Source organism: Ferruginibacter sp., from assembly GCF_031430955.1.
Lineage (GTDB): Bacteria > Bacteroidota > Bacteroidia > Chitinophagales > Chitinophagaceae > Ferruginibacter.
The window spans coordinates 1-13439 of the sequence record NZ_JANPCM010000264.1 but is presented as its reverse complement, the minus strand read 5'-3'; the positions used below and the strand labels follow the sequence as shown (position 1 = coordinate 13439).

The window sequence follows — 13439 nt, the reverse complement described above, 5'->3', positions numbered from 1 at the left end:
CCGCCTTCGACAAGCTCAGGCTGACAACACAAAAATCAAACAGCTAATGAACAAAATCTACGATAAACTCACCACACTCGATTTCGCCATCATTGCCATTTATTTAATGGCGTTGCTGGTAATTGGATACATCGCCAGTTTTAGAAATAAAAATAAAGATGAAACGCTTTTCATGGCAGGCAATTCGCTCAACTGGTACAATATCGGTTTCAACATGTGGGGTACAAATGTAGGGCCATCATCTTTATTAGCTTTTGCAAGTATTGGTTATACTGCTGGTATAGTGGGTGGCAATTTTGAGTGGTACGCTTTTATCTTTTTATTGTTACTGGCAATGGTGTTTGCACCAAGGTATATAGCCAGTAAGGTAAGCACCATGCCGGAATACATGGGCAAACGCTATGGAAAAAGTACGCAGGATATCTTAGCAGGCTACGCACTTATAAAAATATTGATCAGCTGGCTTTCGCTGGGTTTATTCAGTGGCGGTATTTTAGTTCGGCAAATTTTAGGCATTCCCATGTGGCAATCTACTATTGTATTGGTTGCTTTTTCCGGATTGTTCACTTTTATGGGTGGGTTAAAAGCTATCGCAAAAGTTAATGTTTTTCAAATGATATTGTTGATCGTAGTATCACTTACTTTAACTTTTTTGGGCTTAAGGGAAATTGGCGGCGTGGCCGGCTTGGCTGCTAAAACACCTGCACATTTTTGGAACCTCACCCGCCCGGCGTCTGACGCTGGTTATCCATGGCATGCAATATTATTAGGGTATCCGGTGTCGGCAGTAGCCTTTTTTTGCACCGATCAAAGCATGGTGCAAAGTGTATTGGGCGCAAAAAATTTAAAGCAGGGCCAGTTGGGTATTAATTTTATTGGTTGGCTTAAAGTGCTTGCACTGCCCATGTTTATTTTGCCCGGTATCATCTGTTATGTCTTATATCCAAACCTCGGCGATGATAAATTGGCTTACATGACCATGGTGACCAACTTATTTCCTGCAGGCTTAAACGGGTTGGTAATTTGTGTGTTGATCGCTGTGTTGGTTGCAACAATTGGTTCATCTTTAAATGCATTAAGCACCGTGTTTACAAAAGATATTTATGTAAACAATATTAATAAAAACGCCTCGGTAAAACAGCAAATTAATGTTGGCCGTATGGTGGTACTTGCTGGTTGTGTACTGGCTGTATTAATGGCCATTGCATTAGATAATATACAAGGAAAAACATTGTTCGATATCTTTCAATCCATATTGGGATATTTAGCGCCGCCGCTTGCAGTAACATTTTTATTAAGTGTGTTTTGGAAACGCACCACTAAGCTGGCCGTTAATGTAATTTTATCTGCAGGTTCTGCCATAAGTCTTTTTGTGGGCATGTTAAACTTATGGATTTTACCACCCAATACTAAAACAGGCGACAACACCTGGTGGCCGCATTATTTTTTAGTGTCTTTTTATTTGTTTGTATTATTATTTGTATCGGCCATTATAATTTCTTTGGTGGATAAAAATAAAGTGAAAGCAAGTATTGAAGAAAATGAATTGCCAAAAACCAGCAGGCAGGTAAAAATATTATTCGCTTTATTAGGATTGGTAATACTTACTTTATACATCATCTTTAACGGACATTAATTTATGAATACAAATTTTTTGGGGGCAAGCTTTAGTACTGCTATGGGACGACATTGGCGACGCTCCATTCAACATTTTTTTCTTTGTTCATCTTTTTCCAAAACGAAGAAAATATTATTATGCTGTGCTTCCGTGTTTCTGTGGCAATCTGCCTCCGCACAAAAAGCAACATGGATCTGGTATCCCGGCGATTTCGAAATAAACCTCGCCAACAAAATGCAAAACCGCCGCACGGATAGAAATACTTTTTTTCCTCCCTTCTGGAAAATGGATGCTCATTATGTACTCATGGATTTTCATAAAGTATTTGACTTAGCAGCTCCAGAAGAAATTACCGTGTATGCAGAAGGTGAATTCAATTTAAAATTAGATGGCAATGCTGTTGAAAGCGGCATAAATAAATTAACAGTGCCTTCGGGCAAACATAAAATAAATGTAAAAGTGTGGAACCAGGCAAATGTGCCGGCCATATTTGTTCAGGGCAAAACAATTGCATCCGATGCATCATGGCTGGTAACTTTTGAAGATAAAGAATGGATAGATGAAACGGGCAAAACATCCGACATCTCCGCTACCAAATGGCTCCACGCCGGCAGTTGGAATTTTAATGACCCCACGCAATTGCCATCTGCATTCAAACTGCCCACAAAAAAAATAAATGCCGTTTCCACAACAAAAACTAATAATCAATATTTAGTAGATTTTGGAAAGGAAACTTTTGGCTTTGTAAAACTGCACGGTATAAAAGGCAGTGGAAAAATTTCTTTGTACTATGGCGAATCTAAAGAAGAAGCTTTGTCTGTTGAAGATGCCATGACATTGGACAGGTTAACTTTTAGTAAGGCTGTACAAACAGATTCTGTGATGCTCTTATCCAAAGCATTGCGTTATGTAAACATTGTTTGCGATGGCAGTATCAGCATTGACTCGGCAAGTATGTTGTACGAATATGCCGATGTAAAACAAAGAGGAACTTTCACCTGCTCCGATGAACAGATAAATAAAATTTACGACGTTTCTAAATACACATTGGAATTAAACACCCGTGAATTTTTTATAGATGGTATTAAAAGAGACCGCTGGGTTTGGAGTGGTGATGCCCTGCAAAGTTATTTGATGAACTACTATTCTTACTTCGATAATCCTACAGTCACCAGAACCATTATGGCATTACGTGGTAAAGATCCCGTAACCAGTCATATCAATACGATAATGGATTATACATTTTACTGGTTCATCAGTGTTTATGATTATTATTTATACACAGGCGATAAAAAATTTATCGAACAGTTTTATCCCCGTATGCAAAGCATGATGGACTATTGCTTAAGCCGCAGAAACAAAAATGGTTTAATGGAAGGGCTTTCCGGCGACTGGACATTTATTGACTGGGCTGCAGGCCTCAGCAAAAAAGGTGAAATTAGTTTTGAACAAATTTTGTTTGCAAGAAGTTTAGAAACCATGTCGCTTTGTGCAGATATTGCTAATGATAAAACCAATGCGACTGAATATAAAAAGTTAGCGGCCGATATAAAAGAAAAAGTATTTTCTATTTACTGGAATCCACAAAAGAATGCTTTGGCGCACAGCCGTGTTGATGGTAAGCAAACAGAAAACGTAACCCGTTACGCAAATATGTTTGGCATCTTCTTTAATTATTTTACCGGGGAACAAAAGTTGGCCGTTAAGCAACATGTGCTGTTAAATGATTCTATACAAAAAATAATTACCCCTTACATGCGGTTTTACGAGTTGGAAGCTTTGTGCGCCATGGGCGAACAATCGTATGTATTAAAAGAAATAAAATCTTATTGGGGCGGTATGTTAAATTTAGGCGCCACCTCTTTTTGGGAAGAATATAATCCTGATAAAAAAGGAACAGAACATTTAGCAATGTATGGCCGTAAATTTGGCAAAAGCCTTTGTCATGCATGGGGCGCCAGTCCTATTTATTTATTAGGAAAATATTATTTAGGTGTAAGTCCAACTGCACCTGGATACGAAACTTACACCATACAACCACAATTGGGCGGCTTGCAATGGATGCAGGGCAAAGTGCCTACACCCAATGGCGATATTGAAATGTATTGCAGCACCAAACAAATAAAAATAAAAACTGTAACCGGCATTGGTACTTTAAAAATAAAAAGTAAAACAAAACCAACAGGTAAAAATATTTTGGTAAAAGCTGTTAGTGCAGATAATTATGAAATAATTGTGCAGCCGGGTGTAGAATATGTAGTAAATTATAAAGCGATGTAGTGAATTGCTCTGGCCTTTAGGCCAGGGATAAAATGAATATAGATATCCGGGCTTTAGCCCAACATAGAAAGTTAAAAATGAAAAAAAATATTATTGTCTTTTACCTTCTTCTATTTGTTGCATTCGCCTCCGCACAAAATGGTCTCGTCAACACCATGCAAAGCCCACACGCCAAATTAAACAGCGTAGGCATTAGCGATGTGCAATGGACAAATGGTTTTTGGGCAGAAAGATTTGCTGTATGCAAAGATTCGATGGTACCGCATTTATGGGCTACGTACACCAGTAAAGACATGTGTTATGCTTTTCAAAATTTCAGGGTAGCAGCAGGTTTAGACAGTGGCAGATTTCGTGGACCTTCGTTTCATGATGGTGATTTTTATAAAACATTGGAAGCGGTTGCAGCATTATATGCATCCACGAAAAATAAAAAATTAGATGCCATGATGGATGATGCGATTGCAGTAATTGCAAAAGCACAAAAAGAAGATGGCTACATCTACACCAAATCTATCATTGAGCAAAAGAAAAATGGCAAAGGCGAAATGTTTGACGACAAGCTAAGTTTTGAAGCCTACAACTTTGGCCATTTAATGACGGCGGCTTGCGTACATTACCGGGCAACAGGCAAAACAAATTTATTAAACATTGCAAAAAAAGCCACTGATTTTTTAATTGTATTTTATAACAAAGCCACAGCAGAGCAGGCACGCAATGCCATTTGCCCTTCGCATTATATGGGCATTACAGAAATGTACCGCACCACAAGAGATAAAAAATATTTAGACCTTGTAAAAAAATTAATTGATATCAGGGGCACAAGCGAAGGCAGTGATGATAATAGTGACAGAGTTCCATTTCGCCAGATGAAAGAAGTGAACGGCCATGCAGTAAGAGCCAATTACTTATTTGCCGGCGTGGCCGATGTGTTTGCAGAAACCGGCGACAGCACATTATTACACACATTAGATTTGATGTGGGATAATGTGGTGAATGAAAAAATGTACGTGACTGGCGGCTGCGGGGCATTGTATGATGGTTTATCATTAGAAGGAATTTCTTACAAACCCGATTCGATACAAAAAATACAACAGGCTTACGGTAAAGATTACCAGTTGCCGAATAAAACCGCACACAACGAAACCTGCGCCAACATTGGCAATGTATTATGGAACTGGCGCATGCTGCAATTAACCGGCGAAGCCAAATATGCCGATGTGATGGAACTCTCTTTATACAACAGTGTATTGAGCGGCATCAGCATGGATGGTAACAAATTTTTTTACACCAATCCATTGGCAGCAGCAAAAGACTATCCTTATGATTTAAGATGGAGTGGAGGTCGTTCAAAATATATTAGTAAGAGTAATTGTTGTCCGCCCAACGTTATTCGTACTATTGCAGAAGTAAATAATTATATGTACAGCAGTGGAGAGAAGGGATTGTATATAAATATGTATGGTGGAAATATTTTGAACACCGAATTGCATGATGGCACAAAACTAAAACTGGAGCAAACCACTAACTATCCGTGGGATGGAAATATTACTGTAGTTTTAAAAGAAACTCCGGTAAAACCTGTTACTATTCATTTACGGATTCCCGGCTGGTGTAAAAGTTATCGTATGAAAGTAAATGATAAAACATCAGCTATTTACGGCAGAAAAGATGGATATATTTCTGGTAATGTTTATAAAGCAGGAGATAAAATTGAATTACTACTGGATATGCCAGCAACATTATTAGAAAGCAATCCGCTTGTGGAAGAAACAAAAAACCAGGTAACAGTAAAGCGTGGGCCAATTATATATTGTTTAGAATCTCCTGATCTGCCAAAACAAAATATTTTCAATGTATTAATTCCTGCAAACATAAAATTGCAAGCGGTACCAATGAAAATTGATAAGGGCAATGTGATCGCATTAAACGGGGAAGCAAAAATTTTGCAAAATACTAATTGGAAAAATACATTGTATAAAGAAGTGAATACAAAATCAATACCCATAAAAATAAAATTGATCCCTTATTATGCATGGGCAAATCGGGGCCAAACGGATATGACGGTGTGGATGCCGTTGTTAAGATAACAGATAAAACAAAAATGAAAAAAATAATTTACATAGCACTCACGGGTTTATATTCAATATGCACCATTCACTATGCACAAGCCCAGCTTGTAGATAAAACGCCTGCTGCTATTCCTAATGCACCAGCAATTTATAATACCGAGCCATACGAAAACCCAACTGTAAGCGGCATCAACAGGGATGCATCAAGAGTAACTGCTTATTCTTATACTAACATAAACGATGCATTAAAAAATGACAGACAAAAAAGTGGCCGCTACATTTCTTTAAACGGCGATTGGGATTTTTCTTTTGCACTAAAACCCGGCGATGAACCTAAAGATTTTTATAAAAAGAAAGTTGTTGGTTGGAAAAAAATACCCGTGCCTTCCAATTGGGAAATGCATGGTTATGATAAACCGATTTATAAAAGTGCGGTGTATCCTTTTCGACCCGTAAATCCACCGCATATCCCTAAAGATTACAATGGAGTGGGTTGTTATCAAAGATCATTTACAGTTCCGGCAGATTGGAAAAATAAAAATATCACCATACATTTTGGTGGCGTAAGTTCTGCTTACAAATTATGGATCAATGGAAAATTTTGCGGCTATGCCGAAGATAGTTTTCTGTCATCTGAATTTAATATCACTCCTTATTTAAAAGCGGGAGAAAATATTATTGCTGTTTGGGTAATAAGATGGAGTGACGGAAGTTTTTTAGAAGACCAGGATCAGTGGCGAATGAGTGGCATTCACCGTGAAGTGTATTTATTAGCCGAACCAAAATTGCGTATTGCAGATTTCTTCTATCAAGCCAAATTAGACAAGGAGTATAAAGATGCGGTGTTAAGCATTCGTCCACGAATAGAAAATTTAATAAGCGTAGCAATGCCGGGCTATAAACTTAAAGTGCAATTATATGATGCGAATGATAAAGCAGTTTTGTCAAAACCAGTAGAAAAATCAACCAATGATATCATCGACGAAATTCATCCCCGTTTAGACCAGGTAAAATTTGGTTTGCTGGAAACAAAAATTATCAACCCCAAAAAATGGAGTACAGAAGAACCAAACCTGTATAAATTAGTATTGAGTTTGGAAGACAGCATCGGAAATATCCTGGAAGTAAAAACTTGTAAACTCGGTTTTCGTTCTATCGAATTTAGAAAAGACGACAGTAAATTACTCATCAATGGCAAGCTTACTTATTTGTATGGTGTAAACCGTCCCGATCATCATCCCACAAAAGGCAAGGCATTGTCAAGAGCAGATATTTTACAGGATATCACAACTATCAAGCAGTACAATTTTAATTGTGTTCGCCTCAGCCATTACCCCAGCGATCCGTATTTATTAGATCTGTGTGATGAGTTTGGTATCATGGTAATTGACGAAGCCAATTTAGAAACGCATGGACTTGGCGGAAAATTAAGTCATGATGCCATGTGGGCAGGTGCTTATATCGAACGCATCAGCCGCATGGCATTGAGAGATAAAAATCATCCATCAATAATAATGTGGAGCCTCGGTAACGAAGCCGGCAGCGGGCCTAATCATGCAGCTATGGCCGCATGGATACATGATTTTGATATTACCCGACCATTGCATTACGAGCCTGCAATGGGAAGCCCTAAGGAAAATGGTTACATTGATCCATCTGATCCAAAATATTTAAAAAGCAATGATCATTCCCACCGCATTCAAAATCCGTTAGATCAATATTATGTTGATGTAGTAAGCAGGATGTATCCTTCGGATTATACAGCACCTTTGCTGGCCAATCAACCTAACGGTGATAGCAGGCCGATTTTCTTTTGTGAATACGCACATGCCATGGGCAACAGCGGTGGTAACTTAAAAGATTTTTGGGATCAATGGAGAAATACCAAAAGAATTATTGGCGGTTGCATCTGGGAATTTAAAGACCAGGCTTTATTAAAAACTGATTCGGCAGGCATTAAATATTATGCATATGGTGGCGATTTTGGAGAAAAGTATTTTGACAACTTTACTATTAAAGGAATTGTGAATGCTGATGGTACGCCTAAAGGAGTGATGAATGAATGTAAAAGAGTTTTTCAGCCTGTAGTATGTGAATTGATTGATGCAAAAAAAGGATTGATAAAAATAACTAACCGAAGTGCGGTAAAAAATACCAATGACTATAACGCTATTGTGTTAATAAAAGAAGATGGATACGTTATTGTGGCTAAAGATATGCCGGCAATAAATATTGAAGCAGGTAAAGATTCGGTGATGAGTATTGCTGATTACCTGCCCGAATTAAAAGTCAATGCCGAATATCATGCAGCTGTTCGTTTTGATTTAAAGGAGGATGAACTTTGGGCGGGCAAAGGATTTGAAGTTGCCTCTGATCAGTTTCAAATTAAAAAAGCCGAACCGATGGTTGCAACATCCCACAGTAATTCGTTGTTGTCTTACCAGCAAAGTGTGAATGGTGTTACGGTAACTGGCAAAGATTTTTCTTTATTCTTTAGTATGTTCGATGGCGGTGGTTTAAGTTCCTATAAAAACAATGGTACCGAGCAAATATTTCAACCATTGCTACCGCATTTTACAAGGCCCTTAACCGATAATGATAAACGTGGCTGGAAGCCGCAGCGTAAATTAAAACAATGGTATAATGCAGAATTAAAATTACTCAGCAGTGTGGTAGATAAAAGTAAAAACGGCATTGCAGTTACTGCTACTTACAGTTTGATCAACGATAGCGCTGTTGTAAAAATGATTTACACTATCAATGATGCCGGGGTAATAAAAGTAGATTACGCACTTACTGTAAAACCCGGTTTACCCAATATTCCTAAAGTAGGTATGCAAACAGGTATACACAAAAGTTATGAAAATATAGAATGGTTTGGTAAAGGCGTAATGGAAAATTACATTGATAAAAATTATGGGGCCGATGATGGCGCTTATCGTTTACCACTGCATCAGTTTATGGAAAACTATGTAGTGCCGCAGGAGAATGGTAATCGTACCGATGTACGCTGGATGTTTTTATCCAACAAACAAAAAGACGGGTTATTAATTGTAGCTGATAGTTTATTAAGCATGAGTGCATGGCCTTATACCGAAGAAAATATTCAAAATGCAAAGCATACCAATAAATTAAAAGATGCCGGTTTTATTACCCTCAATATTGATTTGATTCAAATGGGCGTTGGCGGTAATGATAGCTGGAGTGATGTGGCTGCGCCATTGGAAAAATACCAGCTTCCGGCAAAGGATTATCAATACACATTTTATTTGCTTCCTTATAATGCAAAAGAAAAAACTGCTTCAGAAAAAGCAAAAGAAATAAAATTCTAAAATGAAAAATTATTTGCACAACGGAAAAATATTTAAACTTAACAACGTACTCTCCATTGCCTCATCTTGTATTGCCCCAAGTTTTAGGTCAAGAACAATATTTTTGTTTATCAACACATTTAATAAAGGAATTGTATTTTCAATTGCCCCGGCCTTCAGGCCGGGGATAGCAAAAGTTTTCTTTTGCTGGGCTTTAGCCCAAATGTATTTTTTGAATGCCTTTTCACAAAAAGAAGTGCCGCAAAATATAATGCAGCAAATTTACGGGCAGGTAAAAACGCCCTACAAATACGGGTTGGTATTAACGTCTGAAAATGAAAATAAAAAAATAGATTGTCCATCTGTATTTAAAAAAGGAAAAAACTGGTACATGACCTATGTTGTATTTGATGGCCGTGGTTATGAAACCTGGCTGGCAAACAGCAAAGACTTATTACATTGGAAAACGCTGGGGAAAATATTAAGCTTTGGCGATACTTCTAATAAAGAAAATAGTAATTGGGATGCTAATCAAAAAGCTGGGTATATTGCGTTGCAGGATTACAATTGGGAAGGTTCTTATCAATTACAAAAGTTCAACAAAAAATACTGGATGAGTTATATTGGTGGAAAAGAAAAAGGTTACGAAACGGGCAAACTCAGCATAGGAATAGCAAGCACCAATAAAAATATAACCACAGCACATTTATGGCAGCCTTTTGCCGATCCTGTTTTATCCATGAGTGATATTGATGTACGCTGGTGGGAGAATAAAAAATTATTTAAGAGCTCCATTATCTGGGATAAACAAAAAACTTTAGGCCATCCATTTGTAATGTATTACAATGCTAATGGCGATACCAGTAGCAACACTCCCAAATGGCGCTGGTTCGAAAGAATAGGCATGGCCGTAAGTGATGATATGATCAACTGGCAACGTTACCAAACCGATCCGGTGGTACACCATAAAATTGGTATTACCGGCGATGGTGTAATTCAAAAGATGGGCAATGTTTGGGTGATGTTTTACTTTGGTGCATTTTGGGAAGGAAGAAAAGATGCCTTCAACCGTTTTGCCTGCAGTTACGATTTGGTGAACTGGACAGATTGGAATGGCGATGATCTCATTAAATCATCAGAACCTTTCGATGCAAAGTTTGCACACAAACCTTTTGTGGTAAAATGGAAAGGTGTGGTGTATCATTTTTATTGTGCGGTGGATGCAAAGGATCACAGAGGTATTGCAGTGGCTACATCAAAGGGTTTAGGAAAAAGCAAATTGGAATTTGTGAAATAGTTCGACGGCATAGAAATTAGATACTGTCAGGCTTGAGATAAAATATATTTGGGTAGGTCTTGTATGTTATTAAGTAAATACAACTTCTATATTCGAAATTATTTAAAGCGAATTTAAAATGTATATTTTCTTTTATTTAGAAATGTCTTTGAAGCAAAAGATGGATACTAATATCTATGCTTTTATAAACGTATCGCATATTCCCACCAAAATTCTTATTGAAATATTTCAAATAAATCTTGATGATGATCCCAACATTATGGAAGGATATTTTTTAACAAAACTAAATTATCAGAAACATAAAAAGTATATTGATAAAGAGATAGGTCAAATTAGCTTGAAAAATTTTGAATATTGTTTAAGGCAATATGGTTCTATTGACGAGAGAGAAGTGAGGAAGTTTTATAAATTAAGTTTAATGGAGTGAGATTTCTCAACTTTGTATGTAGATTCTTCTTTGTGATAAAAAAAATGATAAAACAATTTAAATATTATTTCTTACTGATTTGGTTTTTTGCTTTGGCAATAGAATCGTTTGCACAAAACAAGTGGAGTGATATAATAGAACAAACTTTTCTTCATCCACCCACCTCCGCAAAACCCTGGGTGTTTTGGTATTGGATGCATGGTGCCGTTTCTAAAGCCGGCATCACTGCCGATTTACAAGCCATGAAAGAAGTTGGTATTGGTGGTGCTTATTTAATGCCCATAAAAGATACGTCTGCTGCAATTCCGTTTCAACCACAGGTAAGGCAACTTACGCCGGAGTGGTGGGCCATGGTAAAATTTGCCATGCAGGAAGCAAAGCGCTTGGATTTGCAGCTTGGCATTCACGTTAGTGATGGGTTTGCCCTCGCCGGTGGCCCATGGATAACACCGGAGCTGAGTATGCAAAAATTAACCTGGACAAAAACATTTGTTCAGCGTGGACACAAAATCCCCATTGAATTACCACAGCCAGAAACAAAAGAAAACTATTACAAAGACATTGCAGTATTTGCTTATCCTGCAAATTATAAAAATGAAGTCAGCAACAGTACACCTGTTATCACTACAAGTAATGGAACTGATGCTTCTTTTTTATCAGACAGTAAAAGCAAAGAAACTTTTAAAAGTGATACTGACTGCTGGATACAATACAATTACCGGCAACCCATAATAATCCGGCAGATCAAAATAAAAAAACAAAACAATGCGTACCAATCGCAGCGTTTTATAATACAGCAAAGTAACGACAGCATAAATTTTACTGCAGTAGATACATTACAACCGCCACGCCATGGCTGGCAGGATTGGGATGAATCATACACACATGCCATAAAAAATTTTACTGCAAAATATATTCGCTTTGTTTGGAAAAAAAACGGCACCGAACCCGGCAGCGAAGAACTGGATGCTGCAAAATGGAAACCCGTTTTACGGGTGCAGGGTATTTATGTAAGCGACGAACCGGTAATTAATAATTACGAAGCAAAGAATGGAAGTGTATGGCGCATTGCTGCAGTAACAGATAGTTTGCAGGTAAATGAAAAAGATGCAGTTCCTGTAAATAAAATTATAGATCTTACCGGCAAATTATCTTTAAATGGAAAATTAAACTGGGTAGCTCCGGCAAATGAAAACTGGATAATTGTGCGTATGGGGCACACTTCCACAGGTTATACCAATGCAACAGGAGGCGGAGGTAAAGGATTAGAATGTGATAAATTTAATAGCGCAGCAATTACATTGCAATTTAATAATTGGTTTGCAAAATTTTATTCCAATACAGATCCTTTACTTGCCGGCGAAGTAATAAAAATGTTTCATGTGGATAGCTGGGAGTGCGGCAGTCAGAACTGGAGCAAAAATTTTGCAATGGAATTTAAGAAGAAAAGAGGCTACGATTTAATGCCCTGGTTGTTGGTAATGACAGGAACGCCTGTTAAAGATGCAGCAACATCAGAAAAAATATTACACGATGTAAGGCTAACCATTGCAGAATTAGTTAATGAAAAATTTTATGCCACGCTTACTAAACTGGCGCATCAAAAAGGATGTGCATTTAGTGCTGAAAGTATTGCGCCAACATTTGTTAGCGATGGTATGATGCATTATAAATATGCAGACATACCGATGGGAGAATTTTGGCTCAACAGTCCCACACATGATAAACCGAATGATATGCTGGATGCCATAAGTGGCGCACACATTTATGGAAAAAACATCGTACAGGCAGAAGCATTTACAACATTACGAAGTGATTGGGGCGAACATCCCGGAAATTTAAAAGCATTGGGCGACAGGGCATTTGCTGCAGGTATCAACAGGTTAGTACTGCATGTATTTATGCATAATCCATGGCTGGATAAAAAACCGGGAATGACCTTAGACGGGATAGGATTATTTTTTCAGCGTGACCAAACATGGTTTAAACAAAGTAAAGCCTGGATAGATTATTTAACCAGGTGCCAGGCATTATTACAATTAGGAAAACCTGTTGTTGATATTGGTGTTTTTACAGGCGAAGAAATTCCACGGCGTTCGATATTACCGGAAAGATTAGTGCATACATTGCCGGGAATTTTTGGAAAAAGAAAAGTACAGGAAGAAGATATACGTTTAAAAAATGAAGGACAAGAACAAAGGCAAATGCCAGAAGGAGTTTCGCATTCAGCAAATATCGCTAACCCGGGTAATTATTTAGATCCACTGAATGGTTATCAATATGATGGTTTTAATCCTGATATTTTAATGCAGATGAAAGTAAAGGATGGAAGAGTATATACTCCACAGGGTAGCAGTTTTGCAGTGCTCGTAATTCCTGGTAAGGAGCCAATGAATCCTGGCGGAAATATGAGTACTCCTGTTGCTGACAAATTAAT

Annotated in this window: 6 protein-coding genes; all 6 read left to right on the top strand. The window is 37.7% G+C overall.

The genetic code is table 11. The annotated features are described in order from the left end of the window. Positions 1-46 precede the first annotated feature (46 nt). Entirely contained in the window at positions 47-1636 is a 1590-nt protein-coding gene (locus tag ACY65O_RS07500) for a sodium:solute symporter family transporter (protein ID WP_462220234.1), read from the top strand. Positions 1637-1768: 132 nt separating this feature from the next. Next, positions 1769-3898, top strand: coding sequence for an alpha-L-rhamnosidase-related protein (locus ACY65O_RS07495; RefSeq protein WP_462220233.1), 2130 nt, complete (start codon positions 1769-1771; stop codon positions 3896-3898). Positions 3899-3975: 77 nt separating this feature from the next. Further along, on the top strand, positions 3976-5985 hold the full coding sequence (locus tag ACY65O_RS07490; protein ID WP_462220232.1) for an aceric acid hydrolase: 2010 nt from the start codon (positions 3976-3978) through the stop codon (positions 5983-5985). After that, positions 5931-9299 carry a glycoside hydrolase family 2 TIM barrel-domain containing protein gene (locus tag ACY65O_RS07485; protein ID WP_462220231.1) on the top strand — a complete coding sequence of 1123 codons (3369 nt, stop codon included), beginning with the start codon at positions 5931-5933 and terminating at the stop codon, positions 9297-9299. The genes ACY65O_RS07490 and ACY65O_RS07485 overlap by 55 nt, the downstream gene beginning before the upstream one ends. Before the next feature lies 1 nt (position 9300). Continuing rightward, on the top strand, positions 9301-10575 hold the full coding sequence (locus ACY65O_RS07480; protein WP_462220230.1) for a glycosylase: 1275 nt from the start codon (positions 9301-9303) through the stop codon (positions 10573-10575). A 471-nt stretch (positions 10576-11046) separates the two neighbouring features. After that, positions 11047-13439 (top strand): glycosyl hydrolase (locus tag ACY65O_RS07475; protein ID WP_462220229.1); only part of this gene is annotated, 2393 nt, incomplete at its 3' end.

What these genes read in the sequence shown, in the direction of transcription:
- ACY65O_RS07485 (WP_462220231.1), top strand. Translation starts at nt 5,931, where the DNA reads ATGGGCAAATCGGGGCCAAACGGATATGACGGTGTGGATGCCGTTGTT.
- ACY65O_RS07480 (WP_462220230.1), top strand. Translation starts at nt 9,301, where the DNA reads ATGAAAAATTATTTGCACAACGGAAAAATATTTAAACTTAACAACGTA.
- ACY65O_RS07500 (WP_462220234.1), top strand. Translation starts at nt 47, where the DNA reads ATGAACAAAATCTACGATAAACTCACCACACTCGATTTCGCCATCATT.
- ACY65O_RS07490 (WP_462220232.1), top strand. Translation starts at nt 3,976, where the DNA reads ATGAAAAAAAATATTATTGTCTTTTACCTTCTTCTATTTGTTGCATTC.